We start from the raw sequence: 26754 nt of genomic DNA on the forward strand, positions 1-26754 counted from the left end.
TTCACTCCGACATCGTGGGGGGCGAGGCCATCAGCGGCCTCGCCCCTCGGCGATTCGCCCCCGCGCGATTGTCCCCCGGGCCTGGCTAGGGTTAAACTCAACGGCCGGCGGGGCACGTCGTCGACTTGCCTTCGCATCATCATGAGTCAGCCCAAGCGAGGATCTGGATCGATGCAAACCTGGACGCGAACCCTGGCGCTCGCCTGCTCGATCGTCGCGGCCTCGGGGGCTGCCTCGCTCGCCGCGGACCCGGAGTGGGAAGGGACCTGGAAGCTCGTCCTGCTCCCGTTCGGCGACTTCGAGACGCTCCTGCTCGACGCCAAGCAGGCCGATGGCAAGCCCGCGGCCGACGTCCGGGAAGCGCAGAAGGACCTGCTCCAATCCGCCAGCGTCGTCGCCGTCGACCGCAAGGATGGGTCGCTGGGATTGACCGTCATCTCGGCCGCCGGCGAGGGCAAGTTCGCCGGCACGCTGTCACGAGGCGAGGCCACCCCCACCTATCGCGGGACGTTCCTCCAGGGGGGGAGCTACCTCCCCGCCAAGCTCGAGAAGTCGACGAAGCGCAAGCTCGGCCCGCTGGTCGAGGGGCAGCTTTATAAGGACACGATGGCCGCCCGCAAGCTGTCCGACCTCAAGCTGCGGAAGCAGGCGCTCAGCGACCTGATCGCGAATCACCGCGACGACCCGTCCTCGACGCTGGCCCACGCCGACCTGCTCGCCGGCGCGACCGCCCTCAAGCTGTCCGAGGCCGAGGTCCGCGCCCTGCTGGAACGCTGGGTCGAATCGGCGAAGGTCTACGGGCCCGAGTGGATCGGCGAGATCCGCAACGTCGCGCTCAGCTCGCTGGCCGGGCAGCGGAATTACGCCGGCCTGACCCTGAAGCTAGCCCGCGAGGCCGAGGCCGCGATGCCCGCCGGAGTCCCGGTCGAGCGGCGGGCCGACATGATCCAGCTCATGGCCGATACCGCCAAGCTGGCCGACGACCCCGAGGCCGAGGCCGAGCTGCGTGCCCGCCGCGTGGCCATGGAACCCGAGCTGGACGCCAGCTATCGCAAGCTCGTCCCCCCGTTCGACCCGACCCCGTTCGCAGGCCGGCGCATGAAGGGGGCCGACCGCGTGGCCCTGGTGGAGCTGTTCACGGGGACCGAATGCCCCCCCTGCCTGGCCGCGGACGCCGCCTTCGACGCCCTGATCGAAGCCTACAAACCCGAAGATGTCATCACGCTTCAGTATCACCTGCACGTGCCGGGCCCCGATCCGCTGACCAATGCCGACGCCGAGGCTCGGGCCCAGTTCTATGACGTGCGAGGCACCCCGACCCTGATCTTCGGTGGCGAGCCCGGCGAGGCGGGCGGCGGCCCCCTGGCCGCTTCGGCGCAGGTCTACGAGGCCAGCCAGGGGCTGATCGACCGGATCCTGGAGACGAAGGCCAGGGCCAACATCGACCTCAAGGCCGACCGGGCCGGCGACGTCCTGACGATCCGGGCTTCGGCGAAGGTCGTCGGCGACCCCTCGCCCAATGCCAAGCTCAGGCTGCGGCTGGCCCTGGTCGAGGACGAGGTCAAGTACATCGGCGGCAACTCGGTCCGGTTCCACCACCACGTGGTCCGTGCCATGCCGGGCGGCGTCGGCGGCAAGGTGTTCGCCGACGGCAAGGCCGATGCCGAGGAAACCGTCGACCTCGGCCAGCTCCGCAAGGAGCTCGAGAAGCAGCTCGCCGACCGGGCCCGGCAGGGGGCCCCCTTCCCCAGGGCCCTCCCCTCGATCCCGCTGGAGCACATGTCGGTCGTCGCCTTTGTGCAGGACGAGGGCGACAAGAGCGTGTACCAGGCCGTGCTGGTCTCGCCCGGCCCGGCGAAGTGAGCGGCTGGCCGGCGTCCGCGGCGACTCAGACGGCCCGGACGCCGGCCAGCTTCTCGGAGACGGCCCCCTCGTTGACGGTCGCCCGCTCGGGGCGGCCCTTGTGCAGGTAGACGAGGCCGGCGTGGTCCAGGCCCATCAGGTGCATGATCGTGGCATGCAAGTCATGAACATGCATGCGATCTTCGACGGCGTGCAGGCCCACCTCGTCGGTGGAGCCGATGGTGCGCCCCCCCTGGATGCCGGCGCCGGCCATCCACATGGTGAAGCCGTAGGGGTTGTGGTCGCGGCCGTCCCCCTTCTCCGACATCGGCGTGCGGCCGAACTCGCCCCCCCAGACGACCAGGGTTTCGTCCAGCAGGCCGCGGCGCTTCAGGTCTGTGAGCAGGGCGGCGACGGGCTGGTCCATGGAGAGGCAGAGGTCGGAGTGGTTCTTCTCGATGCCTTGATGGGCGTCCCACTTCGACCCGGCGCCGTGGTAGAGCTGGACGAACCGGACCCCGCGCTCGACCAGCCGGCGGGCCAGCAGGCAGTTGCGGCCGAAGGCGGCGGTCTCCTTGCGGTCCAGGCCGTACATCGTGCGAGTCGCCTCGGTCTCGGTCGCCAGGTCGACGGCGCCCGGGGCCTCGGCCTGCATCCGGAAGGCCAGCTCGTAGGCGCGGATGCGGGCGTCCAGTTCGGTCTGCTCGGGGCGGTCCCCAGCGTGGCGGGCGTTGAGCTTGCGGAGGTATTCCAGCTTGCCCCGCTGGCGGTCGGGGCCCACCCCCTCGGGGGTCCCCAGGTTGGGGATGACCTCGACGCCCGAACCCAGCGACGTCCCCTGATGGGTGGCCGGCATGAAGCCCGAGCCCCAGTTGCGCGGGCCGCCGGCCACCGTGCTGGGCCTGTCCAGCAGGACGACGTAGCCGGGGAGGTCCTTGTTCTCTGAGCCCAGGCCGTAGCTGACCCAGCTCCCCAGCGAGGGCCGGCCGGCCAGGGTCGAGCCGGTGTTCATCTGGCAGACGCCGCCGACGTGGTTCAGGCCGTCCGACCAGCACGAGCGGATGACCGCCAGGTCGTCGGCGCAGCCGGCCGTGTGGGGGAGCCAGTCGGAGACCCATAATCCCCCTTCGCCATGCTGTTTCCACTTGCGCCTGGATGCCAGAAGCGGGGCTCGACCCTCGCCCATCGGGGTGAAGACGGGCTTGAAGCTGTCGGGCAGCGGCCGGCCGGCCAGGTCGTTGAGCCTGGGCTTGGGGTCGAAGGTGTCGATGTGGCTGGGGCCGCCTTCCATGAACAGGAAGATGCAGCTCTTGGCGCGGGCCGGGATCTTCCAGGCGGGTGAGGCGGGCGTCGAGGCGGCGGACGCCCTCCCCTCGCCCAGGAGCGAGGCCAGGGCCAGGGCGCCGAAGCCCCCGCCGCCTCGGATGAGCATCTCCCGCCTGGACATGCCGGGGCGTCGGTCGGTGTGTGCATCGCTCATGGGTCGGCCCCCTCGGTCAGTCGACATAGAGGAACTCGCTGGAATTGAGCAACGCGTGGCAGAAGTCGACCAGGGGGGTGTCGGGGGCCTTGCCGCCGGGCTGGTCGCGGAGGAAGGCGAGGGCCTCGGCCCGTTCGTCGGGCTCGGGGTTCCGGCCGAAGGCGCGGCGATAGGCCAAGGTCACGCGGCCTTCGGCGTCGGGGGCGGCCACCTTCAGGCGATCTGCGAAGGCGGAGGCGCGGGCCAGGGTCCAGGTGCCGTTGATCATCAGAAGCGACTGGAGGGGGGTCACGGTGATGTTGCGCTGGGGGGTGGTGGTCGACGGGTCGGGGGCGTCGAACCGGTCGAGCATCGCGTCGGGCGAGTTGCGCATCCCCCGGGTGTCGACGGTCCGTCGGGGCGAGGTCGCCGGCGCCGGCGGGCCGCCGATGGCGGGGTCCAGCTCGCCGCTGACGGCCAGCATGGCGTCGCGGATCGGCTCGACCTCCAGGCGGCGGGTGGACGCCCGCCAGAGCAGGCGATTCTCGGGGTCGACCCTGGCGCCGGCCTCGGGCGACGGGTGGCGGGCCGACTGCCGGTAGGTCGCCGAGCCCAGGATCAGGCGATGAATGGCCTTCAGGCTCCAGCCGCGGTCAACCAGCTCGCCGGCAAGCCAGTCGAGCAGCGCGGGGTGGCTGGGAAGGTCTCCCTTGCGGCCGAAGTCGCTCGACGTGCCGACCAGGCCGCGGCCGAAGTGGTACTGCCAGATCCGGTTGACCATCACTCGGCCGGCGAGCGGGTTGTCCGGGCGGGTAATCCAGGAGGCCAGGGCCGACCTCCGGCCGGTGGTCCGGGCGCCCGGCTTCACCGAGGGAATCGAGGCCGGGGACGGGTCGAGGAGCGTCAGGTATCCGGGCTCGACGGGGCTTTTGGTGCGGTCTCCGGGGATGGTCGTGGGCGGCGCCTCGGGGCCGACGTCGACGACGGAAAGGGCGGTGGGCAGCGGCTTGGGGCGGGCCGCGTCGTGCTCGGCCAGGCGCTTGCGCAAGGCGTCCCAGGCGGCCTTGTCCTTGCTGGTCTTCATGAAATCGGCGATGTGATCATATTCGTAAGTCATCTGGCGGTAGGCAAGTTCGGCGAGCTGGTGGTCGGCCGGGCTGCGTTCGGCCCTGGGGGTGATCAGGAGGGCCTTGGTCTCGGGCTGGAACTTGGCGAACGCATCAAAGATCCGCTTCTCGAGGACAGGGCGCTCGATGGCCTCCATCTCGCCGCGGATCTGGGCCGTCTCGGCCCGCCAGGCGGCCATCCGGGCGTCGTGTCGCCGGCGTTCGGCAGCGTCGGCCAGCTCGGCGTCCTGCACGGGGAGCATCGGCTCGAAGAAGGCCCGGAGGCGGTAGTAGTCACGCTGGAGGATGGGGTCGAACTTGTGGTCGTGGCAGCGGGCGCAGGCCATGCCCAGGCCGAGGAAGACGTCGCCGGTGACGTCGGTCACGTCGTTGAGGATCGTGTTCCACTGGCCGGGGATGTCGCGCTGGTTGTACTCATAAGTCCCCATACGCAGATAGCCGACGGCGACCTTCATCGTCGGGTCCGCGGGGTCGATCTCGTCGCCGGCCAGTTGCTCGGCCACGAACCGGTCGTAGGGGCGATCGGCGTTGAAGGCATCGACGACGTAGTCTCGATAGCGCCAGGCATTGGGGCGGAAGGCGTCCTGGTTGTAGCCATCGGAGTCGGCGTACCGGACCAGGTCGAGCCAGTGGCGGCCCCAGCGCTGACCGTAGCGCGGGCTGGCCAGCAGGCGGTCGACCAACCGCTCGTAGGCGTCGGGCCGCGTGTCGGCGATGAAGGCGTCGACCTCCTCGGGCGCGGGGGGCAGTCCGTGGAGGTCGAAGGTGAGGCGGCGGATCAGGGTCGGCCGGTCGGCCTCGGGTGCGGGGGTGAGGCCGGCGGCGGATATCCCGGCGAAGATGAATGCGTCGATGGGGTTGCGGCCCCGGCCGTCGTCGTCCACGGCGGGCGTGGCCTGGCGGGCGACGGGCCGGAACGACCAGAAGGCGCGGTCCTCGTCGGTGAGCTTGGCCTTCTTGGCGGCGGGCTTGTCGCCGGCCGGCCAGGGGGCCCCGACCTCGACCCAGCGGGCGAGGGTGGCTCTCTGGGTGTCGGCCATCTTGCCGTCGGGGGGCATCTCGACCCCCTCATAATTGACGGCCTCGACGAGCACGCTCTCGGCCGGCTTGCCCGGGACGATCGCCGGCCCGCCGTCGCCCCCTTCGAGCATGGCCCCCCTGGAGTCGAGCCTGAGGCCCCCCTCCTGCTTGTCTGGCCCGTGGCACTTGTAGCACTTCTGGGCGAGCAGCGGGCGGACCTCGGCCTCGAAGAACCTGGTCAGCTCGGGGGCGGGCTCCTGGGCCCGGGCCCGGCCGGCGCCGAAGGCCCAGAGTGACGACGCGATGACCAGGAGGGCGGCCGAGGCCCGGCGGGGGGCACGCGTGCGGGCACGGGTTCCGGGGCGGCAGGCCGAAGTCATCGAGATCCCCCCTCTTGACCGGGTCGGGTCGGGTCGATCGGTCTCGCGGATGCTCGGTCGTTTCGAGTTTAGGCGACGTCCCTATCGATCCAGGTCATCCCCTTGGACGAATTCGGGCTGATTGGCGAGATTCTTGAACGGATCGAGGCAATCGAGTCGCGGTGGCCGGGCAGAGACCCGGGCCGGGGGGGCTTGAAGCAGGGCCGGTTGGCCCGCCTGCAATCAAGAAGCACCGCACCCCCCAGCGTAAGGCACGGATCGGGATGGAACAAGGGAACTCCGCCCCGAGATCGGGACGGCCGGGTCCTTGGTGACAACCCGGCGGGTTGCCGGGCAGGCGGCGGGCGCCCCATAATCCAAAGTCATTGGCCCGACCGCGTTCGGTCGGCGTCCCGGGTCTCCGAGGAGCGGTGATGGGAATCGAGGGGCAATCGACGGCATTCGTGACGGGCGGCGGCCGGGGTCTTGGGCGGGAGATCGCGCTGGAGCTGGCCGGGCGCGGGGCCCGCGTGGGGCTGCTGGCGCGGACGTCCGCGGAGGTCGATGCGGTGGCGGCGTCGATCGTCGAGGAGGGGGGCGAGGCACGCGGGTTCGCGGCCGACGTGCTCGATGCACCGGGGTTCGAACGCGCCTTCGGCCAGTTCCTGGATTGGTCGGGAGGCTGCGACACCCTGGTCTCGGCCGCAGGGCGGTGGCGGGCGGTCGGGCCGACGGGGTCGGTGGATCCTGAAAACTGGTGGGCCGACGTCGAGGTGGCCGTGCGCGGGACGCAGCGGGCGATCCGGCTGGCCTTGCCGGCGCTCGAGGCCTCGGGCCGGGGGACGATCGCGGTGCTGGTCGGCCCCGGTTCCAACGGGGTCGTCCCGTTCGCGTCGGCCTATTGCGTGGCCCAGGCCGCCCTGGTCCGGCTGGTCGAGGCGGTCGCCGCCGAAAAGCCCGCGGGCGGGACGCGAATCTACGCGGTCTATCCCGGCCTGGTGCCGACGGCCCTGACGAACCACCTGCTCGACTCCGACGAAGGGCGCCGCTGGCTGCCGGGCATCACCGAGGCGTTTGCCGAGGGCAAAGAAGTGGACGCAAAGGTGGTGGCCGAGATGGTCGGCTGGCTCGCAACTCATCGCCCCGTCGAGCTTTCCGGACGACTCGTCCACGCACCCGCCACTCCCGAGATCGTGGAGACCCGCCTGACCAGGATCGCCGAAGGTGACCTGGGCGTCCTCCGCCTGCGCTGAGCGAGCACGCGGGGCCAGGGCCGTGCGGTCGACTCGCGCCTCTCCTGGTTCTGCGATCGAATTGAGAAATAGCCGGCGGGTTGGTGTCGAACGGAACATTGCGGCCGAGGCGCGATCAGCAGGTCTGGAGCAACGCCTCGGCGGCCCGACGGCGGGCCTGTTCCAGACGCAACCTGCGTCCCTGGCGACGGTTGCCGGCTGGCCTGGGGGCGATTTCGGCCCGATTTTGCGCCACCGGTCGGGCGGTCGCAGGTTCGGGTTTCAGGGCATCGGTGAACTTGGGTTGGCCCGAGTGGCTTCGTTTTGCACGGGGCTCGGGCGCGGTTTGGGTCGGCTGCGGGGCGGGTCGGTCGGTGTCGGCCTGGTCTGGGGCGGGGACTTCGGCGCGGGACCTGGTCAGGAGGCCGAGGGCCCACGTCATCCTGCGGAAGCTGGCCGTCTCGTAACGCCTGATCAGCTTGAGGGTTGGGTCATCGGTGACGTTCAGGCCGTGCATGGTGGCCTGGCGCAGTTCGTCTTCGAGGCGGTCGAGCGAGTGCTCCTGGCGACTGAGGAGCCGTTCGAGCTGGTCGTCGACGAGGGCCTGGCGGTGTTCGAGCAAGTCCAGGCCTTCGGGGGCCTCGAGGGGGCTCGATGCCGAACGCAACTCGGCGGCGACGCCCAGCAGGTCGAGGGCCAGTGAGGTCTGCTCGGCGGTCCACTCCCCCTTGGTGTCGAGCGCGTGGCCGAGCATCCGCCAGCGGGCGATCAGCCAGTCGCAGCCGGGCGAGGAAGTGGCCAACTCCAGGGTGGTCTCGGCGGGCCGTTTGGCCAGGGACCGGGCCTCGCGGGCGATGACGGCGGTGCGCTCGTCGCCCCAGCAATGCTCGGCCTTACGGGCGCGAATGTTGCGGGCCAGATTGTCCTCGGCGCGGCAACGCTCGATGCGAAGGGACTCGACGACGATGGTCTCGACCAGGGTTTCCTCGAAGACGTTGGCGGGCCTGAGCGACGCGTTCCACTGCCGGAGTCGTTCCCGGATGGCGTTGGCCTCGGCCTCGGCGACGACCACGCCTGATCCGGCCAGCCCGTGGGTCAGGCTGTTGCGGCGAGACGCTTCCTTGCCCTCGGCCGTCTTAGGCCCGGTGCTACGCATGGCGTTGCGGCGATTGGCGTCGATGCGCCTCTGGCTCACTTCGAGGGTACCCATGATGCAACTTCGCTTCCTGGGGTGCGGATTCCGAAGATGTTGACGCCCGCGCCGGCGAGGAGCCTCCGGCCGCGCACCATCGCGCGAACAAGGCCCCTATCAAGTACTATCCTGAAATCCGGCCCTGGCGATCACGCAAAATGGGAAATTTAAGACGATTATCGCCTTTTCTTTCCTGACGCCATACTGGGCGAGGTTGACGGTCGAATTCGAGCTGGGGGAACTGCGATGAGCGTCGAGATGATCACACCGACCGAGCTTGATGGGTTGAGGAAGCGGGGCGAGGACGTCGAGCTGGTGGACGTGCGGACCCCGAGGGAATATCGGGGGGTCCACGCGGTGGGCGCCCGCCTGGTGCCGCTGGACAGCCTGGACCCGAAGGCGTTCATGGGGGCCCGTGCCGGGCACAAGAAGGGGCCGATCTACCTGATCTGCGGGTCGGGCGGCCGGAGCCGGATCGCGGCCGAGAAGTTCAAGGCCGCGGGTTATCCGGGGGTCGTCAACGTGCAGGGGGGGATGGTCGCCTGGGAGGCGTCGGCCCTGCCGGTGATCCGAGGCGAGAAATCGGTCTCGCTGGAGCGGCAGGTCCGGATTGTGGCCGGCTTGCTGGTGGTGGCGGGGACGGCGCTTGGCTTTTTCCTGAATCCGGCCTATCTGGCGATCCCCGCGTTCGTCGGGGCGGGCCTACTGTTCTCGGGGGTTTCGAACACATGCGGGATGGGAACGGTGCTGGCGTGGATGCCCTGGAACCGAAGCTAGGGTTGCGTCAACGTTGGCGCCTGGTTTCCAAAGGTCAGAGGATTGCCGATGTCTTCGGGTGCCGTCTTCTTCACGTTCGTGATCGGGATGTTCCCGGCGCTCATTCTCGTCGCGTTGGCGGTGAAGCTCCGGGAGATCCAGGTCGTCGGGCGCTGGCCCGAGACCGCCGGGAAAGTCGTCGCGTCGAGGGTCAAGTCGCGCAGGAACAAGCCCGGCGACCCTCGATCGAACTTCGGCGACACGGAGGTGATCAATGAGCCGTTCGTGGAATACGAATACAAGGTCGGGGGCCGGGCGTATCGATGCAGCCGGTTCACCATCGCCGAGAAGACGGCCGGGTCGGAGCTGGAGGCGATCCTCGAGCGATACCGGGTGGGGACCGCGGTGACGGTCTATTATGACCCGGTCGACCCCTCGAAGGCGGTCCTGGAGCGAGTCCTGCCGACGGGCCCGATGGTCGCGGGCGGCCTTGCCGTGCTGCTCATCTTCGTGGGCGGCCCCCTCATCGCGGCGGCCGTCTACTTCAACGCCCTGGGCTGGCTGAGACCCCATCTGGCGATCCCGGGTCGGGCCCCGCTGGTGGCCGCGGCGACCGGGTTCGGGCTGGCCGTCTCCCTGTTCGGGGCGGTGTTTGCCAGGGCGGTGCGCGACGCCTGCGCCTGGCCGGTGGCGCCCGGACGGATCACGGCCGCCGGCGTCGAGGCCTATCGCGCCCGTCCCGACTTCGAGTCCAGCTACCGTCGTAGAAGGCTCCTGTACAAGCCCGCAGTGGTTTTCTCGTACGAGGTGAACGGCCGGAGCTACATCGGCGATCGCCTGACCCTGGGTGTCATCATGTCGGCGTCATTCCCCGGCCTCGCCGGCCGGATCGCCGCCAGGTACCCGGTCGGCAGCCATGTGGATGTCCGGTACAACCCGCTGAGCCCCGGCGAGTCGGTGCTCAGGCCCAGATCCCGGCTGCATCACCTGATCTGGATGGTCGCGGCGGCGATGTTCACCTTCGCATGGGCCCTGGCGACGGGGCGGATCTGACGGCTGGATTGTCCTCGATGAGAACGACGCCGCCCCCGGGCCGAGATGGGCCGGGGGCGACGTCGGTTCTGGATTCAAGACTTGAGTCGCATCAAGCTCAGAGTGCGCTGAGGTCGGCGGCGTAGACCTTGATCCCCTTCTTCAGGCCCAACTTCTCCACGATCTCGCCGGTCGCCGAGAACGAGAAGCTCCGGCGGGGAGGAAGCGCCATCCCCGCCAGCGCCTTCGGCTGCTCATCCGCCTTCGGCGAAGGGCCGATCAAGGCCACGCCATTGAGGATCAGCGGGGAATAGTTCTCCACCTTCACCCGGTAGGTGTCCTTCCCCTTGACCTTCGGCCCCTTCGTGAGCTGAGCCCGCACCAGGCGGCCCAGCACGCCCTCGGAGACCCCCGAGGCGAGGGCTTCGAGCTGCGCCTCGGCCTTGGCCGACTTCTCCAGCGGCAGGGTGAACTTGCCGGCGGCCAGCCAATGCTCGGCCGGTCCGTCGCTGACCCCCACCGTCACGGTGGCCCCCTCGTCGGTGAGCATCACCTTGCAGGCCACGGCCGGGCCGGTCGGCGACTCGGGCACGCCGAGCTCGGTTTTCAGGCCCAGGACCAGCTTGTCCTTGAGCCAGGCCTTGTAGGCCTCGGCCAGCTTGGCGCGGTCGCCCTTGACGATGACCTCGACCATCAAGACACCGCTTTCCACCGTTTGATCGGCGGCGGGGGCCGAGTCAAGGGTCTCGACGAAGGTGCGGGCCAGGGAGAGCTCGTGGGCGTTGGCCCAGGGCTGGGCCAGGCGCGAGATCGCGTCCCAGTCGAGGCCCGAGGCCACGTTCCACATCACCATCTGCGAGACGGCCTGCGGCGCCTTGTCGGCGGCCAGCCTCTTCAGCGCCTTCTGCACGCGAGGATTCTGCGTCAGCTCGCCGATGTCGCCGATCCGCAGCTTCTCTCCCTTGGGCGGCACCAGCGGGCCGTTGGACTGCTCGGGGTTGTTCAGGCTCGTCAGCTGGATCGGCAGATGGCGGGTCTGGCCGGAGTTGAGCGTGGCGAACGGCAGGCCCGTCGCCGGCACCGACCGCATCCCGCCGCCCATGCCGCCGCCGCCCATCCCGCCGCCCATCCCGCCGCCCATCCCACCGCCCATGCCGCCGCCCATTCCGCCCATGCCACCCATGCCGCGCTGGAACGAGGTGAAGTCCCAGGTGTCGGTCTCGCCGGTGAGGCTCATGATGAGGCTGGACATGATGCGCATGCCCATCATGGCGGGGACAACGCCGCCGCCCGAACCGCCTCGCTGGCCGCCGCCCATCCCGCCGCCACCCATGCCACCGCCGCCCATCCCGCCGCCGCCCATGCCACCGCCGCCCATCCCGCCGCCGCCCATGCCACCGCCGCCCATCCCGCCGCCGCCCATGCCTCCGCCCATCCCGCCCATCTGGCCGGTGGCGCCGCTAGCGACGAGGCCCGAGGGAAGGACGATGTTCAGCGGACGCCGGGTCCGGTTGGTCACGTGCAGGGTCATCTTGCCGTCGCCGGCGCTCTCGGCGTCGACGCCGACCTGGCCCGATCGGAGACCCTCAAGCAGGTCGACACGGGGGACGTCTTCGACCCTGGAGGGGGTGTCCTTGGATCTATTCTCGAGATCTGCGGCAGTGACCGTCCCCGAAGCGAGGAGGCTGCCGGCGAGCAGAATCAGCATGCACAGTGCGATTGCCATGGTAACCAGGCTTTCTGTCAGGAGAGTCGCGTTCGATCGGAAGACGGCGCCTCTGCTTTTGCCGTCGAAATTTGGGGGGGATTTTGGGGGGGAAATTGGGGGGAAGCTGGGTTGCGCTAATGCAGGCAAATGTCGGTCGACCCGGTCTCGACCTTCCGGAGGGTTGAGTACTTCTGAGTCTCACGCCATATCAATAGTGACTCACGCCCGATGGTCATTATTCAATCGGAGATTACCACAAGTGTGGAATGCACTCGAAACAATTGCCGCCCGGCAGTCAAAGACCCTAAAGACGGAAGTCTCGCTCCGGGTGCCTCATCGGGAGACGGCCGACCGGATGGACCGACCCGTTGCGCGAATACGGGCGATTGACGGGGGATTCTCCCGGATCTCAGGTCCGGCGGCTCACTCGATGACCCCGTTTTGCCCCCGCCAACGCGAAGACGCCGCCCCGGGACCTGATCGTCCCGGGGCGGCGTCGGTTCTGACTTCGAAGCTCGTGCCGGCAGGGCCTCAGAGGGCGCTGAGGTCGGCGGCGTAGACCTTGATCCCCTTCTTCAGGCCCAACTTCTCCACGATCTCGCCGGTCGCCGAGAACGAGAAGCTCCGGCGGGGAGGAAGCGCCATCCCGGCCAGGGCCTTCGGCTGCTCATCCTCCCTGGGCGAGGGGCCGATGAGGGCCACCCCGTTGAGGATCAGCGGGGAGTAATTTTCGACCTTCACCCGGTAGGTATCCTTGCCCTTGACCTTCGGGCCCTTCGTCAGCTGGGCGCGGACCAGGCGGCCGAGGACACCCTCGGAGACACCCGAGGAGAGGGATTCGAGCTGGGCCTCGGGCTTGGCCGCCTTGTCCAGCGGCAGGGTGAACTTGCCGGCGGGCAGCCAGCGCTCGCCGGGGCCGTCGCTGACACCAACGGTCACCGTGGCCCCTTCGTCGGTGAGGGTCACCTTGCAGGCCACGGCCGGGCCGTTCGGGGCTTCGGGAACGCCGAGCTCGGCCTTCAGGCCCAGGACGAGCTTGTCCTTGAGCCAGGCCTTGTAGGCCTCGGCCAGCTTGGCTCGACCCGCTTTGTCGGTGATTTCCACCATCAGGACGCCGCTCTCGACGGCCTTGTCAGCGGCGGGGGCCGAGTCGAGGGTCTCGACGAAGGTGCGGGCCAGGGAGAGCTCGTGGGCGTTGGCCCAGGGCTGGGCCAGGCGCGAGATCGCGTCCCAGTCGAGCCCCGAGGCCACGTTCCACATCACCATCTGCGAGACGGCCTGCGGCGCCTTGTCGGCGGCCAGCTTCTTCAGCGCCTTCTGCACGCGAGGATTCTGCGTCAGCTCGCCGATGTCGCCGATCCGCAGCTTCTCTCCCTTGGGCGGCACCAGCGGGCCGTTGGACTGCTCGGGGTTGTTCAGGCTCGTCAGCTGGATCGGCAGATGGCGGGTCTGGCCGGAATTCAGCGTGGCGAACGGCAGGCCCGTCGCCGGCACCGACCGCATCCCGCCGCCCATCCCACCGCCCATTCCGCCACCCATCCCGCCGCCCATTCCGCCACCCATCCCGCCGCCCATGCCACCCATACCGCCCATGCCACCCATACCACGCTGGAACGAGGTGAAGTCCCAGGTGTCGGTCTCGCCGGTGAGGCTCATGACGAGGCTGGAGAGGATGCGCATGCCCATCATGGCGGGGACAACGCCGCCGCCCATCTGGCCGCCGCCACCCATGCCGCCGCCCATCCCGCCCATACCGCCGCCACCCATGCCGCCGCCCATGCCACCCATACCACCGCCCATGCCGCCGCCCATGCCACCCATGCCGCCGCCCATGCCACCCATACCACCGCCCATCCCGCCCATGCCGCCGCCCATCTGGCCGGTGGCACCGCTGGCGACGAGGCCGGGGGGAAGGACGATGTTCAGCGGGCGCTTGGAGCGATTGGTCACGTGCAGGGTCATCTTGCCGTTGCCGGCGCTCTCGGCGTCGACGCCGATGTCGCCCGCGCGAAGCGCGTCCAGGAGGCTGACGCTGGGGGCCTCGTCGGCCTTGACCGGGACGCCGGCCTTCGTCGGTTTGTCGGCGGCCGAAGCCGTGCCTGCGGCGAGCAGGCCGGCGGCGAGCATGGAGAGCGTCGAGAATCGCGAGGCCATGTTAAGCACCTTTCCTGTCATACCGAGCCGGTGAAACTCGCGCCAATCGGGGGCGGATTGGCGCCCAGCCGGAGTCGTTCGAGGGAGGACGATCGCCCGGGTTTGAGGGCCGGGGGAAGGACGAGTCTAACGGGTAAACATACCGCGCCTCGTGGGCGGGGGGCTGAAACGGGCCGTCGATCTCACGGGTTTTCGACCCGGGCACGACGCGTTCAACTAGTCGACGTTCCGTCCGCGCCGGGTATTCGATGCGAGCGTGGCGAAAATCTCGGACTCCCCGCGTGCCCGGTCGGGTTGTGCGGGCTGAGATCGCTGGAGGGCTTTACCAGGCCGATCCGACCGGGGGGGCGATCCGACCATTGACCAGGGGGTGTCGCTCTCTTAATCTAGGGGGCATCGGGGATGGGGAAGGGGCCGGCTGGACTGCTGCATCGAGCGGGGGGCCGGCCGCAGATGGGGGTTTGTCCATGAGTTTCGGCGAGGGCGAGGGGATCGAGGTCGGCTTTGCGACGATGCAGCCGCGTAACTGGCCGTCGATCACGCAGTTCTCCGTCTTCCTGGAGAACCGCGTGGGGCAATTGCTGGAGGTCGTCCGGTCGTTCCAGGGGTCGAAGGTGCGCATCGTCGGCCTCTCGATTTCCGACTCGGCCGACTGCTGCGTCGTCCGCCTGATGCTCAGCCATCCCGAGCAAGGGCGTGAGATCCTCGAACAGAACAAGCTCCCCTTCGCCGAGAACGAGCTGCTGGTCGTCGAGCTGTTCAACGGCCCCCAGCCCCTGGTCGAGCTCTGCATGGCGCTGCTCCAGGCCGAGCTGAACCTGCATTACGCCTACCCCTTGATCATCCAGCCGCACGGCCGGCCGGCGGTGGCGCTGCACGTGGACAACATCGAGGTGGCCGGGACGACCCTGCATAACAAGGGGTTCGAGATCCTCAGCGAGGTCGACCTGTCGGCCCGCGAGTGACCCCGCGGCATTGTGGGCGGCTGGCCGCTTGGCATTTGGCCCGGCGGCCATAAAATAGCGTCCATGACGCACCCCGACGCAGATGACCTGGCCGCCCCCTACGCTGACTCCCCTTCCGAACGCACCCGCCTGGCCGCCCTGATCGGCCGCCTGGCCGGGGCCGACGCCGCGACCGACGAGACCGACGCCTGGCCGTCGGAACTCTGGCAAATCCTGCTCGACGAGCGTGCGACCCTCTGGTCTCTGCCTGCCGAACTGGGCGGCGAGGGCTGCGACCGACCCACGCTGGTGGGCCGCAACGCCGCGGTGGCGCAAGGCAGCCTGACGGCGGCGTTCATCCTCTCGCAGCACGACGCGGCGGTGCGCCGGCTTGCGGTGGTGGCCGACGAGAACCCGGTGGCCCGCGAATGGCTGGCGCGGATCGCCCGTGGCGAGTCGTTCGGCACCGTGGGAATCTCCCAGCTCACCACCTCCAGGCGCCACGGCACCCAGGCCATGCGCGTCACCGAGGCCGATGGCGGCTACGTCCTCGACGGGATCATGCCCTGGGTCACCGCGGCCGAACGCGCCGACATCTTCATCACCGGCGGGGTGCTGGAAGACGGTCGCCAGTTGCTGACCGCCCTGCCCCGCGACCGCCCCGGAGTCATCGTCAAGCCCGCCTTCCCACTGGCCGCACTGGGAGCCTCGCGCACGGCCGAGGTACGCTGCGAGAACGCCCGAGTCGAGCTGGGCGAAGTCTTGATCGGCCCCTCCAACGACGTGATGGCGATCCCCGGCCTCGCGGGAACCGGTGGCCTGGAAACCACCGCCCTGGCCCTGGGCCTGGCCCGAGCCGCCCTCCTCGCCTTCCGAGCCGAGGCCGAGCACCGCGAAGACCTGACCGAGCCCGCCGAGGCCCTTTCCGCCGAATGGATCGCACGCTGGGACGACCTAATGTCCCTGGCCAACAGCGAGCCCGGGGCCCCCGCCCCGCAGGCAATCCGTGGCCTGGGCAACGACCTCGTCCTCAGATTAACCCAGTCCTACCTCACCGCCGCCAAGGGCTCCGGCTTCGTCCGGGGAGAGCCCGCCCAGCGCTGGGCCCGCCAGGCCCTCTTCTTCCTCGTCTGGTCCTGCCCCAGCCCCGTGGCGCGGGCCTCGATGCGAGATATGGCGGGGTTGTGCCCGGTTTGATTCCCTATTCCCGCCCCAGACCTATGGCCGGACGCCACGACTCAAAATGCCCGAAAAGCGTTCCCAGCATGAGTTCAAGCGACTCGTCGAATTGGCAGTCGCCGACACGTGCAACCTCCCTCGCCCCGGCCTCTGGTTCTGTAGCGATGAGGTCGAGGCGATTGGTCGACCGCTCGACCGGCTCAAGGTCCGGGCGACACTGCACTTCCTACCCGCCGGCTCGCCGTTCTGTTGCGGAGAGCCGGGGTGCCACCTTGGTTTCGGGGAACTTTCCGAGGGGATTGGCGATCATATCCGCCGCGCGATGCGACTCCGACAGGCTCTGACGGTGGACTTCGGCCAGATCGGGGTGAACGTCCACCCGGGTGTCCGATTGACTTATGGACAGGCCGAGGGCTGATTCAGCTCATCGGCCGCTGTAAACCCACCATCTCCGGTTGTCCTGCCGGAGAAGTCTCACGGACCAAGGGGAGGAGCGGTCGAGCGACTCCGCCCGGATCTCCTGTGATGGATTCTTGTCCCGCGATGGATCCGTCAGCACAATCTTCAGGCTCATCTTGTGGACGGCAGACACAGCAAGCTCGGCAGACAACTTGAAACGCTGGTCGTAGACGATGAGGCGTGTCCATCCGTTCGCTTTCGAGACCCGATCGAAGACGTCGGAGTTGAAATTGAAAGACTGGATTTGTGCCGGGAGGCCTCGAACGATCGCCGCAGAATCCTTCTCGGAGAGTCGCTCGATTCGATCCTCGCCAATTTTACTCAGACGCAAGGATCGTTTGAACAGATAGAATCCATCGGAAAGTCGGGTCACGGGCCCACGATTCCAAAGTTCGAAGGATTCGCCCTGCTCGAATTCGAGGAGTCGTTGTTTGACCTTCCCGTCAGCGGTAACCTCGAAGCGGAACAATCGGAGTTGGTCATATACCGTGCCGGGCGACCTGACCAATCCCGGTCGCTCGGTCACCTGGTCAACCTCGACGAAGAGGATCACGGACTCTGGACCTTCGAAGATCTGCACGGCTTTGATGCGATTCCAGCAGGTCTCTGGCCGTCCCACACCAATAAAGACCACGAGAATCATCGCGAGAATGAGAACAAAACAACCGAGGCAACCTCGGCGCACGCGATCCGTCCCGCTCACTTTGCTCAAAGCTTCGCCGGTGTGAGCTTGAGCTGGCGAATGTCCATGACGGCGGGGCCGGGCTTGGAGAGGGCTCGGAGTTCAATTCGGTGGCGGCCGGGGTTGGTGATGGTGAACTGGCCCAGGGGCATGGGTTTGAAGTTCTGGAAGCCTCCGGTGACGGGGACGGTCAGGGGGAGGGTTTGGGCGTCGAGGCGGAATTCGACGAGGCTTCCTCCGCAGTTCTCGCCGCAGCCGATGAGGCCCAGGACGTCGAAGGTGCCGGGGCGGTCTACGGTGAAGTCCCAGTGGGCCCAGTCGTCGGGCTTGACCCAGTAGCCCAGGGTTTCCTTGTGGGGGAGGGGCTCGAAGCGGAGCATCCGGCCGTGAACCTCGGCGGTGGACGCGTGCAGGGTGATGGATCCGTCGGGGGCCTGCGGGTTGGGGACGTGGGCGGGGTTGGGGGTGGTGGATCTGGCTCCGACGGATTCTTTCCAGGCGATGAGTTGATCGGTGAGGGCGCGGACCTTGTCGGGGTTGTCAAGGGCGAGGTTGACGTTCTCGGAGGGGTCTTTGGCCAGGTTGAAGAGCTCGGTGCGGCCGTCGTGCTCGGACTGGATCAGCTTCCAGTCGCCTTCGCGGATCGCGGCGCCGGGGCGGCCCCCCTGGTTGCTGTAATGGGGATAGTGCCAGTGGAGGGCGCGCGGGGCGACGGGCGTGTTGTCGGTGAGGAGCGGGGCGAGGTTCTGGCCGTCGAGGGGGCCGGGGTCGGGCAGATGGGAGAGGGCAAGGAGGGTCGGGACGAGGTCGGCGGCCCAGGTGGGCGTGGGGTCAGTTCCGGGGGCGATGCGGCCGGGTTGGCGGATGATGAGGGGGACTCGCAGGCCACCTTCGTAGAGCCAACCCTTGCCTTCGCGGAACGGGGAATTGTTGGTGGCCGGGGTGAGGGGGCCTTCGCGGGTGGCGAGGCCGCCGTTGTCGCTGGTGAAGACGAGGATGGTGTTGTCGGACAGGTTCAGGCGGTCGAGCGTGGCCGTGACCCGGCCGACGGCGTCGTCGACGGATTCGAGCATCGCCGCGTAGGTCGGATTCTGCTGCTTGCCGCGCGGGATGCCGTCCCAGGGGGGATATTTCGCGACGAGGTCGGCCTTGGCGTTCATCGGCGTGTGGACGGCGTAGTGGGGAAGGTACAGGAAGAAGGGGGCCGACTTGTGGGCCTCGATGAAGCGTTCGGCCTCGATGGCCAGTCGGTCGGTGAGGTACTGGCCGGCGGGGGCCTCGGCAAGCCCGGGCATGGTCCGGCCGTTCCTGGTGAACGGGGCGACATAGCTGAGGGGTGAGCCGGTGGCGTCGCCGGCGATGTTCAGGTCGAAGCCCTGACGGGTCGGCTCCAGGCCGGGGCCTCCCAGGTGCCACTTGCCGATGAGTGCGGTCGCGTAGCCGGCAGCCTGGAAACGCTCGGCCAGGGTGGTTTCTTCGAGCGGCAGGCCGGGGGGCAGGGGCGCAGACAGGCGTTTCTGGTCGGGACGGTTGCCTCGACCGGGGAGCCAGTCGGTCAGGCCGAGCCTTGCCGGGTGCTTGCCGGTGAGGAGGGCCGCGCGGGTGGGCGAGCAGACCGGGCTGGCGGCGTAGGCCTGCGTGAATCGCCGGCCCGATGCGGCCAGGCGGTCGAGGTTGGGGGTCTTGTGGAAGGTGCTGCCGTAGCAACCCAGGTCGGCCCAGCCGAGGTCATCGGCGACGATGAGGACGACGTTGGGTCGGGGGTCGGCGGCCGGGGTGCGTCCGCTGGCCGCGATGGGCGCGAAGAGCAGCATCAAGGCGGCCAGGGTCGGGCGGACATTGGACATCGAAATCCCTCGGTTCAAGACATCCGGGTGTTCGGCCAGGTTCTCGGCCGAGGGTTTCCGCTCAGGCCCCGACGATCCGGTCGCGGTTCCGGGTCACGTCGCGGGTGGCGTTGCGGGTGTCGACGACGAGGGGGGCGTGCTCGACGATGAAGTCCCAGTCGTAGGCGGAGTGGTCGGTGCAGATGAGGACGCAGTCCTGATCGGCGAGGAACGCAGGGGTGAGGTCCTGGCTCTCCAGGCGGATCGAATGCTTGCGCATGGCGGGGAGCCTGGGGACGTGGGGGTCGTTGTAGGAGACGTCGGCCCCCCGGTCCTGGAGGCGCTCCATCAGCTCGAACGCGGGGCTCTCGCGCGGGTCGTCGACGTCCTTCTTGTAGGCGGCGCCCAGGACGAGGATCTTGCTGCCATTGACCGGCTTGCGGCGGTCGTTCAGGGCGGCGGCCACGGCGTCGATGACGTAGGCGGGCATCGACGTGTTGATCTCGCCGGCCAGCTCGATGAAGCGGGTGTTTTGGCCGTACAGGCGGGCCACCCAGGCGAGGTAGAAGGGGTCGATGGGGATGCAGTGGCCGCCCAGGCCGGGGCCCGGATAGAACGCCTGGAAGCCGAACGGCTTGGTCCTGGCGGCGTCGATGACGGCCCAGATGTCGATGCCCATCGCCTTGAAGACGACCTTCAGCTCATTGACCAGGGCGATGTTCACGGCCCGATAGGTGTTCTCGAGGATCTTGCAGGCCTCGGCCACCTCGCAGCTGACGACCGGGACGACGCTGGGCACGACGGCGCCGTACAGGGCCAGAGCCACGCGGGCGCTGCCGGGATCGAAGCCGCCGACGACCTTGGGGATCTTGCCGGCGGAGTGCTCGGCGTTGCCCGGGTCCTCGCGCTCGGGGCTGTAGGCGAGGAAGTAGTCGACGCCCGCGGCGAGGCCACCCACCTCAAGCTCGGGGCGGAGGATGTCGCGGGTGGTGCCCGGGTAGGTGGTGCTCTCCAGCACGACGAGCTGATTCGGGCGCAGGTACTTGCCGATGGCGCGGCCGGTGCCGATGACGGCCCCCAGGTCGGGCTCGCGGTGCTCTCCCAGGGGGGTGGGGACGCAGATGAGGATGGCGTCGGCCTCGACGAGCCGGGCGAAGTCGGAGGTGGCCTCGAACCGCCCTTCGGCGTTGAGCGCCGCGACGCGTTCGGAGCCGATGTGGCCGATGTAGCTGCGGCCGGCGCGCAGGGAGCTGACCTTGGTCTCGTCGATGTCGAAGCCGAGCACGCGGAAGCCCGACCGGGCGAACAGCTCGACAAGCGGGAGACCGACGTAACCGAGGCCGATGACCGCGACGCGTGCCGTGCGGCCCTCGATGGCCGCGAGCAGGGTTTCGATGCCGTTCATGAGATGACCTCCCCGGCGGACCGGAACCAGTTGACGGTGCGCTTCAGGCCGGCCTCGAAGTCGATCGAAGGCTCATAGCCGAGGCCGGCTCGGGCGCGGTCGAGCGAGGCGAGCGAGTGGCGGACGTCGCCGGCTCGCGGGGGGGCGAAGATGGGCTGGATGTCGGTGTGGAGCAGGTGATTGATCGCGTTGATGAGGTCGACGAGGCTAATCTGGCGGCCGGTGCCGACGTTGTAGACCTCGCCGCCGAGGGGCCCGGGTGCCTCCATGGCCAGGAGGTTGGCCTTCACGGCGTTGGCCACGTAGGTGAAGTCTCGCGTCTGCTGTCCGTCGCCGTAGATCGTGGGCCTGACCCCGTGCATGATGGCCTTGGCGAACAGGGAGATCACGCCGCTGTAGGGGCTGCTGGGGTCCTGGCGGGGGCCGAAGATGTTGAAGTAGCGGAGGCTCACGCCGTCCAGGCCCATCGACTGCGCGTAGACCCTCACCAGGTACTCGCCGGTCACCTTCCCCACGGCGTATGGGCTGAGTGGCCTGGGCATCATGGCCTCGTGCTTGGGCAGCTCCTCGGTCTCGCCGTAGGCGCTCGACGAGGCGGAGAAGACGACGCGGCGGACGCCGGCGAGGCGTGAGGCTTCCAGCAGGTTCTGGGTGGCGAGCGGCCCGCTGGTGAATGACCTCAGCGGTTCCAGCATCGACAGCGGGACGCTGGGGATCGCCGCGAGGTGGAAGACGGTGCTCACCCCCTCGACGGCCCTGCGGCAGGCGTCGAAGTTGGCCAGGTCGGCCTCGATCAGCTCGTACTTCCCCCGCAGCGCGATGAGGTTGATGCGGTGGCCGGTGGAGAGGTTGTCGATGACCCGGACTGTGCGGCCGGCCTCGACGAGCGCGGTGACGAGGTGGCTGCCGATGAATCCGGCGCCTCCGGTGACGAGGACTGTGTCCGCCGCTGAATCGCTCATGGGGTGATTTCTCGTCTCCGCGCCTTACATCATGATCCGAAGTCGCACAGCGAACGAATATACTCGCGACTGCCGTCGTTCGCCCAGCCGTCGAGCTGCGCGGTGTCCTTTAATTGCTGGCCGCGGCGGCGGTCGACGGCGAGGAAGGCGGAGTGGATGTCGGGCAGCGAGGTGAGGTCGCCCCAGAGCTTCTCGAACTGGACGACGGGGAAGACGTCCTCCTGGCCGTGTCCCCATCGCCGCTTCACGTCCTTGATCGTCACATAGGTGGGGAGTCGCGAGGCGAGCGTCCTGACGGCCTGGGCGACCTTGGCGGGGTCGGACGCGAGGTCGTCGCGGGTCAGGCCGAAGGCGCCGAGGAGGGCGTCGACGTTCACCCAACTTGTGAGCGTGTTGTAATATTTCAACTTGAACTCGGTCTCCTCGCGCGGCTGCGCCAGGCCCTCGAGCAGCCGCAGGCGGCCGTCGACGCGTGCGAGGCCGCCGCCCCGGTCCTCGATGCGCTTGGGGATGACCTCGAAGGCGAGCGCGGCGCCCGCCTCGATCACCCGGCCGAGTGTGTCGGGGTCGGGGCGTGCGCCCAGGGTGTCGATGTTGTGGACCATCAGCCAGGTGAGGCCGGGCTGCTTCGCCAGGAGGCCGGCCAGGACCCCGTTGCGCAGCATGTTGGGCACCTCGTAGAAGTGCCCCGGGGGGTTGAACCGCTGGATCGGGACGTTATCGACGTAGTCGGACCCTTCGCCCTTGGAGCGGGCCCAGTCGAGGATGGCGCGGCGGCCGGCCTCGCGCACCTTCTGCTTGTTCTCGTCGAGGGTCTCGTGCGACGACTCTTCCCAGAGGAACGTCAGGTCGCGGGTCATCGGCACCAGCCGCTGGCCGATCGACTGGCCGGGCGAGAGGATGACCGGCCCGACGTGGCCATACCGGCCGGTGTGCTCCAGGTGGCGGGCGATGGCGCCGTGGGTGAGGTAGCTGGTGGTGACGACGTGCGGGATGGTCGCGGCGTATTCCCTGGAGAGCTTGAGCGTCTTGGCCAGGTGCAGCTCCAGGAAGTTGCGGTGCCGCCCTTCGAGGTCGACGAACGGGTTGATGGCCTTGACGACCCCTGCGCCGGTGGTCCAGCGGCTGCCGACTCCGGCGGCGAGCGAGACGACGGCGACCCTGCCCTCGCGAAGGGCGGCCTCACCCAGTCGTCGGGTCGATGCGGGAGCCGGGCCCCGGGCGTCGACGAGGTCGGAGTCGGCCGCGTCCTCGATGTCGGTGTTGACGGGGAGCCGGTTGCGCGAGAGGCCGATCCTGCCGCGCTGCAGGTCGTCGCGGAGTTGCGCGTGCTGGGTGTGGTCGAACCCGTTCTCGCGGCGGATGGCCTCGGCCTGGCGGTCCCAGTCGCCCGGCGCGTCGCCGGCCGTGCGGACGACGGGGAAGAGAGCGTTGACGGTCGTGCGGAAGACCCTGAGCAACTCGCCGACATCGCCGCTCTGGTTGGCGAAGTGGTCGACGTCGGCCATCCGCAGGGGGTCGGCGGCCTGCTTCTCGGCGACCATCCTGGGGACTTGCAGGGCGTAATATCGGGGCGGCATCATCGCCTGCGGTCCCGACATCAGCTCGGCGCTGGTGCCGGCCGGGTTGATCCTGAAGTCATAAACGACCGGCTCCATGGCGAACGGCAGCGCGTCGTCGAGCCTCGCCTTGGTCCGGCGCATGATCTCGGCGATCCGGCCCCGGAAGTCGTCCCGGCGGGCCGGATTCACGAAGAAGCCCATGCCGCCGCCGGACATGCCGCCGAGCATCAGGAAGCCCCAGAAGTCGTCGCCTAGCTCGGCCCTGGCCTCGGCGATGATGGCCTCGGTGAACTGGCTGCTGACCCAGGGGATGATCTTCTTGAGCGGGCCGTCCCAGTTCCTGGTCGTCAGGGCGCCCAGCGCCTTGACGTCGGCGGAGCGGACTGCGGCGACGATCTGCTCGAAGATGTCGAGCGCCTCGGCACGGGCCTTCCACTCGTCCTCGCTGCGCAGGAGGTACTTCTCCGTGACCATGTTGAGGATCGGCCCGACATTCTGGGCCATCCCGCCGTGGACCAGCACGAGGCTCTCGGCCAGGGCCTTGTGGAATCCGACCGAGGAGGGCCCGCCGTCGTCGAGCAATTCATGCGCGGGGAGGAGCCGGCCCCGGCTGACGCCGGCCTCGGGGTCGTGCTCGTCGGTGACCACCCCCTTGATGACCTTGACGCCGGGGAAGATCCCGCCCGAGTCTTGCCAGCCGCCGCCCGAGCCACCGAGCCACTCGCCGAGGATGGCCCGCGAGACGACGACGGGGGCCTCGGCCGGTTCGAGCGGGCCGCCGAGGTTCTTCGCCTGTCCGGTGGCACGCATCAAAAGGCTGATCAGCGAGGCGAGCAGGTTCGTCGAGACGGCCAGGCGCGACCCCTTGGGGATGTCGCGGACCATGCTGACGATTTCCAGGCCATAGCCCGGGCGGACGATCCGGCCGAGCAGGTCGCCCAGCCGCGCCGAGGTCCCCTCCAGCGACGACGGGATGAGGCCCGAGGCGATGACGCCGGCCTTGACCAGCCCGAGATAGTCATTGCCGAAGTTGAACAGCTCCTCCAGCGTCGACACGTCCTTGCATGCGTTGAGGTCGATGCTGGTGAGCCTCAGCACCGGCTCGGCGATAACGCGCAGGCGGGTCTCGATGGGCGGGGACGGGTGCGGATCACGGCCGTGGACGCCCAGGTCGACGGAGATGTTCAGGACGCGCGCGCCCTCGGGGTAGTCCATCCCGAGGAAGAAGATGTCGGACCAGGCGCTGTGGGAGAGGTCCATGCGCACGGGGGTGCGCTCGACCAGGATCGGGAACAGGCCGGTGTCGGGGTCGCGGGCCAGCAGCGGCCGGCGGACGCGGATGGTGTGCTCCTCGGCCACGCCGACGCGGAACATCCAGCGGTTGCCCCGGCTACCGCGGACCGACTTGCGGACCTGGTCGGCCAGCGTCTGATAGGTCACCTGCTCATACGCCTGGGCCAGGGCGCTGGCGAGCGTGCCGTTCATGCCCTGGGCCCGCGAGGCGGAGCGGAACGAGGCGATCGCGCCCTCGAACCGGCGGTCGAGCAGGTCTTTGATCCCGTCGAGCGGGATGGTGCCGGCGGGGTCGACCCCCGGGGCCTCCTGGATGGCGTAGCGGTAGAGCGCGTGCAGGAACATCGAGGCCCGGACCCGATGATAGAGGTTCGCCGAGCCTCGGCGGAACGCCTCCAGGTCCTCGCAGGCGAGCAGGATCTCGTCGACGCCTCGGCCCGCGATCAGGTCGCGCAGCGGCCGGTCTCGCGCTGCGGGGTCGACGGCGCAGATCGTCTCGACGAGGGGGATCGGGCCTGGGGCACTCGCCGCCACGTTGCGTTCCTCGGGATGGGTTCGTCCGGCCCCTTGGCGCCGGGTTGGGTTCATTTCGTCGAGGGCCCGGCCGGTCAGGTGGCGGCCTGGTCGATGCGGATCACCGACTCGAGGAGGCCGGCGAGGAACGGCTCGCGGTCGACCCCGGCCAGCGACAGGGCGATCTGGGCCTCGACGGTGCCGTACTTGACCCCCAGGTTGTACCGCGACCCGCGCGTCTCCAGGGCCAGGTAACGCTCGCGAGAGGCCAGCTCGTTCAGCGCGGTGGTCAGCTGAATCTGGACCCCCTCGCGGCGGCCGCGGCCGACCAGGTCGCCCAGGAGGTCAATGGTCGCGGGCGTCAGGACGTGCATGCCGAAGAAGCAGAGGTAGTGGCCGACGCGGAGGCCCGGGACGTGCAGCTTCAGCTCGGCCTGCGTGAGCGTGGGCTTCTCGATGATCTCGTCGATCTGGTAGACGTCGTGCCGCTCCGAAAGCCTGCGGCCGGAAAGCGTGCCGAACTGGTTGATCCGGTGCTCGCGGGTGGCCTGCACGGCCGAGACCGAGCAGCCTTCCGCGGCGGCCAGGTCCAGCAACTGGCGGGCGCAGCTGCGGTCTTCATGCGAGACGTAGACGTGGTCGCCCAGCAGCAGCAGGAAGGGCTCATCGCCGATGAAGTCGCGGGCGCACCAGACGGCGTGGCCGTAGCCCTCGGGCTCGGGCTGCACGGCGAACCGGAGCCGGCGGCCCAACTCGGCCATGATCCTCGACTGCTCGGCCCCGTCGCCGTCGGCCGGGTCGTCGGAGAGCAGGCCGGTGGCATACGACTGGAAGTGGCGGCGGTAGCGCTCCTCGTCGCCGGGCGCGGTGACGACGCAGAGCTCCTCGATCCCGCTGGCCAGGGCCTCCTCGGCGATGATCTGGAGCGTCGGCTTGGTCCGGCCGTCGCGGTCGACCAGCGGCAGCATCGCCTTCTGGACGGTGTCCGAAGTGGGATACTGCCGGCCGCCGCGGCCCGCCGCGGTGATGACCGCCTTGGTGATCTGCATGCAAACTTCCCCACCCGCTGCGTCGGCACGGTCGGGCCCGCCCGGGCCCCCCGGCGCGGGGTCTCCATCCCCCTCGACGTGCAGAGGGTAACGCAAGCGTTCCCCCACTCGCAAGCCGACCACCCGCCGGCGAGGGGGGATGGCCGCGCGCCTCAGCCCAGCGGTTCGCGTCGCCGCATGCCGAGGGGCGACGGCAGGCTCTCGCGCATCGACCCCTCCTCGCGGCCGGCCCTCAGCCTCTCGGGCGTCGTCGAGCGCCCGAGAGGCTCGGAGCGGGAACGATCGACGATGAAGGGCGGCTCCTGCGAGGTCGGCAAGAGACCCTGGCGGACGACCGGGCCGCTTGGCCCCGGCCGTTCGACCGACTGTGTGTCCCGATTGGCGGGAGCCGACCGATCGATCTGGTCTCGCCAGGCGGGCACGGGCCGGGCCTCAGGCCTCGGGGCGGGGGCCAAGTCGGCGACCGGCCCGGGCATCGGCCAGTTGGGCAGGTCGTCGGGCCTGACCTCGAAGTCGACAGGCCTGCCGTCGCGGCCGAGGGAGTCGAAGGCCTGCGTCGCCGCAGCCTGCCGCGAGGGCGCGGGCAAGTCGAGCCCCGCCGAGGGGGTGGCCCACCGGGTCGGGTCGCGCAAAAATTCCGGAGTCGCGGGGGCCGAGCTGACAGAGGTTCTTGGCGTAAAGTCTGCCATTTCCCGGAGATTGGGCGAACCGACGTGCCCCACGTCGGCCGGCGATTCGTCCGCGGTGTCGGGCGATCCCGGGGGGGGCGGGCTCATCTCGCGCGGGCGGATGGAGAGGAGCCAGGCGACGGCCGGGGCGTCGGCCATGGTCAGGAGGACGCCTTCATCGGCGGGCCCTTCGGCCGGATTCTCGGGGTTCATCGGTGTCTCTCGCGGTGCGTCTCGCGGCTCGGGGGGCGCAACAGTCGACATCCCCCTTTAGAGATAGTCGTAAAATTTGCGCGTTTCCTCCCTACAATCTTCCCGGAACGCGGAGATT

The 26754-nt window shown here is 69.1% G+C and carries 19 protein-coding genes; 7 read left to right on the forward strand and 12 right to left on the reverse strand.

The genetic code is table 11. The features are described 5' to 3' along the window. Positions 1-171: 171 nt before the first annotated feature. Positions 172-1863, forward strand: coding sequence for a hypothetical protein (locus EP7_RS24840; RefSeq protein ID WP_463524915.1), 1692 nt, complete (start codon positions 172-174; stop codon positions 1861-1863). A gap of 25 nt (positions 1864-1888) precedes the next feature. Here the strand turns inward: EP7_RS24840 and EP7_RS24845 are convergent, their stop codons facing one another. Further along, positions 1889-3322 carry a DUF1501 domain-containing protein gene (locus tag EP7_RS24845; RefSeq protein WP_463524917.1) on the reverse strand — a complete coding sequence of 478 codons (1434 nt, stop codon included), beginning with the start codon at positions 3320-3322 and terminating at the stop codon, positions 1889-1891. Between the two features lie 16 nt (positions 3323-3338). After that, complete coding sequence (locus tag EP7_RS24850; protein WP_463524918.1) at positions 3339-5828, reverse strand: PSD1 and planctomycete cytochrome C domain-containing protein; 2490 nt, start codon at positions 5826-5828, stop codon at positions 3339-3341. A gap of 413 nt (positions 5829-6241) precedes the next feature. Here EP7_RS24850 and EP7_RS24855 point away from each other — a divergent pair, with 413 nt between their 5' ends. After that, positions 6242-7060, forward strand: coding sequence for an SDR family oxidoreductase (locus EP7_RS24855; protein WP_463524920.1), 819 nt, complete (start codon positions 6242-6244; stop codon positions 7058-7060). Positions 7061-7175: 115 nt separating this feature from the next. On the opposite strand, the gene EP7_RS24860 is transcribed toward EP7_RS24855, so the two are convergent. After that, entirely contained in the window at positions 7176-8249 is a 1074-nt protein-coding gene (locus EP7_RS24860) for a hypothetical protein (RefSeq protein WP_463524921.1), read from the reverse strand. A 228-nt stretch (positions 8250-8477) separates the two neighbouring features. Here EP7_RS24860 and EP7_RS24865 point away from each other — a divergent pair, with 228 nt between their 5' ends. Both EP7_RS24865 and EP7_RS24870 read left to right on the forward strand, forming a co-directional pair. Then, positions 8478-9008, forward strand: coding sequence for a rhodanese-like domain-containing protein (locus EP7_RS24865; protein WP_463524922.1), 531 nt, complete (start codon positions 8478-8480; stop codon positions 9006-9008). A 48-nt stretch (positions 9009-9056) separates the two neighbouring features. Further along, positions 9057-10040: a DUF3592 domain-containing protein gene (locus tag EP7_RS24870; RefSeq protein ID WP_463524923.1), complete on the forward strand. Its 984-nt coding sequence runs from the start codon at positions 9057-9059 to the stop codon at positions 10038-10040. 97 nt (positions 10041-10137) lie between these two features. Here EP7_RS24870 and EP7_RS24875 read toward each other — a convergent pair whose 3' ends face one another. Together EP7_RS24875 and EP7_RS24880 are read right to left on the reverse strand one after the other, a co-directional pair. Further along, complete coding sequence (locus EP7_RS24875) at positions 10138-11745, reverse strand: hypothetical protein (RefSeq protein ID WP_463524924.1); 1608 nt, start codon at positions 11743-11745, stop codon at positions 10138-10140. Between the two features lie 513 nt (positions 11746-12258). Then, entirely contained in the window at positions 12259-13881 is a 1623-nt protein-coding gene (locus EP7_RS24880; RefSeq protein ID WP_463524926.1) for a hypothetical protein, read from the reverse strand. A 467-nt stretch (positions 13882-14348) separates the two neighbouring features. Between EP7_RS24880 and EP7_RS24885 the strand changes: the two genes are divergently transcribed. The 3 genes from EP7_RS24885 (at position 14349) to EP7_RS24895 (ending at position 16422) form a co-directional block, all read left to right on the forward strand. Further along, positions 14349-14846: an acetolactate synthase gene (locus EP7_RS24885; RefSeq protein WP_463524927.1), complete on the forward strand. Its 498-nt coding sequence runs from the start codon at positions 14349-14351 to the stop codon at positions 14844-14846. Between the two features lie 63 nt (positions 14847-14909). Then, positions 14910-16022 carry an acyl-CoA dehydrogenase gene (locus EP7_RS24890; RefSeq protein ID WP_463524928.1) on the forward strand — a complete coding sequence of 371 codons (1113 nt, stop codon included), beginning with the start codon at positions 14910-14912 and terminating at the stop codon, positions 16020-16022. Between the two features lie 46 nt (positions 16023-16068). Beyond that, complete coding sequence (locus EP7_RS24895; protein ID WP_463524929.1) at positions 16069-16422, forward strand: hypothetical protein; 354 nt, start codon at positions 16069-16071, stop codon at positions 16420-16422. 6 nt (positions 16423-16428) lie between these two features. Here the strand turns inward: EP7_RS24895 and EP7_RS24900 are convergent, their stop codons facing one another. From EP7_RS24900 to EP7_RS24930, 7 genes are all read right to left on the reverse strand, one after another. Further along, positions 16429-17166 carry a hypothetical protein gene (locus EP7_RS24900; protein ID WP_463524931.1) on the reverse strand — a complete coding sequence of 246 codons (738 nt, stop codon included), beginning with the start codon at positions 17164-17166 and terminating at the stop codon, positions 16429-16431. A gap of 5 nt (positions 17167-17171) precedes the next feature. Beyond that, positions 17172-18992, reverse strand: a complete 1821-nt coding sequence (locus tag EP7_RS24905; protein ID WP_463524933.1) for a sulfatase-like hydrolase/transferase — start codon at positions 18990-18992, stop codon at positions 17172-17174. Between the two features lie 61 nt (positions 18993-19053). Further along, positions 19054-20376, reverse strand: a complete 1323-nt coding sequence (locus EP7_RS24910) for a nucleotide sugar dehydrogenase (protein ID WP_463524935.1) — start codon at positions 20374-20376, stop codon at positions 19054-19056. Continuing rightward, positions 20373-21338 (reverse strand): SDR family oxidoreductase, encoded by a 966-nt coding sequence (locus EP7_RS24915; RefSeq protein ID WP_463524936.1) that lies wholly within the window; start codon positions 21336-21338, stop codon positions 20373-20375. The genes EP7_RS24910 and EP7_RS24915 overlap by 4 nt, the downstream gene beginning before the upstream one ends. Positions 21339-21367: 29 nt before the next feature. Further along, the gene (locus tag EP7_RS24920) at positions 21368-24727 is read right to left on the reverse strand and encodes a UTP--glucose-1-phosphate uridylyltransferase (protein ID WP_463524937.1); all 3360 of its coding nucleotides are present in this window, start codon (positions 24725-24727) and stop codon (positions 21368-21370) included. A gap of 74 nt (positions 24728-24801) precedes the next feature. Then, on the reverse strand, positions 24802-25755 hold the full coding sequence (locus tag EP7_RS24925) for a UTP--glucose-1-phosphate uridylyltransferase (RefSeq protein WP_463524938.1): 954 nt from the start codon (positions 25753-25755) through the stop codon (positions 24802-24804). A 152-nt stretch (positions 25756-25907) separates the two neighbouring features. Continuing rightward, a complete protein-coding gene (locus tag EP7_RS24930; RefSeq protein WP_463524939.1) occupies positions 25908-26636 on the reverse strand; it encodes a hypothetical protein in 729 nt (242 codons plus the stop codon). Positions 26637-26754 lie beyond the last annotated feature (118 nt).

This window comes from Isosphaeraceae bacterium EP7 (assembly GCA_038400315.1).
GTDB lineage: Bacteria > Planctomycetota > Planctomycetia > Isosphaerales > Isosphaeraceae > EP7.

Excerpts from the sequence above, each read along its gene's own strand:
- EP7_RS24850 (WP_463524918.1), bottom strand. The coding sequence starts at position 5,828 with ATGACTTCGGCCTGCCGCCCCGGAACCCGTGCCCGCACGCGTGCCCCC.
- EP7_RS24845 (WP_463524917.1), bottom strand. The coding sequence starts at position 3,322 with ATGAGCGATGCACACACCGACCGACGCCCCGGCATGTCCAGGCGGGAG.
- EP7_RS24890 (WP_463524928.1), top strand. The coding sequence starts at position 14,910 with ATGACGCACCCCGACGCAGATGACCTGGCCGCCCCCTACGCTGACTCC.
- EP7_RS24870 (WP_463524923.1), top strand. The coding sequence starts at position 9,057 with ATGTCTTCGGGTGCCGTCTTCTTCACGTTCGTGATCGGGATGTTCCCG.
- EP7_RS24875 (WP_463524924.1), bottom strand. The coding sequence starts at position 11,745 with ATGGCAATCGCACTGTGCATGCTGATTCTGCTCGCCGGCAGCCTCCTC.
- EP7_RS24840 (WP_463524915.1), top strand. The coding sequence starts at position 172 with ATGCAAACCTGGACGCGAACCCTGGCGCTCGCCTGCTCGATCGTCGCG.
- EP7_RS24930 (WP_463524939.1), bottom strand. The coding sequence starts at position 26,636 with ATGAACCCCGAGAATCCGGCCGAAGGGCCCGCCGATGAAGGCGTCCTC.
- EP7_RS24865 (WP_463524922.1), top strand. The coding sequence starts at position 8,478 with ATGAGCGTCGAGATGATCACACCGACCGAGCTTGATGGGTTGAGGAAG.
- EP7_RS24880 (WP_463524926.1), bottom strand. The coding sequence starts at position 13,881 with ATGGCCTCGCGATTCTCGACGCTCTCCATGCTCGCCGCCGGCCTGCTC.
- EP7_RS24895 (WP_463524929.1), top strand. The coding sequence starts at position 16,069 with ATGCCCGAAAAGCGTTCCCAGCATGAGTTCAAGCGACTCGTCGAATTG.
- EP7_RS24910 (WP_463524935.1), bottom strand. The coding sequence starts at position 20,376 with ATGAACGGCATCGAAACCCTGCTCGCGGCCATCGAGGGCCGCACGGCA.
- EP7_RS24915 (WP_463524936.1), bottom strand. The coding sequence starts at position 21,338 with ATGAGCGATTCAGCGGCGGACACAGTCCTCGTCACCGGAGGCGCCGGA.
- EP7_RS24855 (WP_463524920.1), top strand. The coding sequence starts at position 6,242 with ATGGGAATCGAGGGGCAATCGACGGCATTCGTGACGGGCGGCGGCCGG.
- EP7_RS24905 (WP_463524933.1), bottom strand. The coding sequence starts at position 18,992 with ATGTCCAATGTCCGCCCGACCCTGGCCGCCTTGATGCTGCTCTTCGCG.
- EP7_RS24925 (WP_463524938.1), bottom strand. The coding sequence starts at position 25,755 with ATGCAGATCACCAAGGCGGTCATCACCGCGGCGGGCCGCGGCGGCCGG.
- EP7_RS24885 (WP_463524927.1), top strand. The coding sequence starts at position 14,349 with ATGAGTTTCGGCGAGGGCGAGGGGATCGAGGTCGGCTTTGCGACGATG.
- EP7_RS24860 (WP_463524921.1), bottom strand. The coding sequence starts at position 8,249 with ATGGGTACCCTCGAAGTGAGCCAGAGGCGCATCGACGCCAATCGCCGC.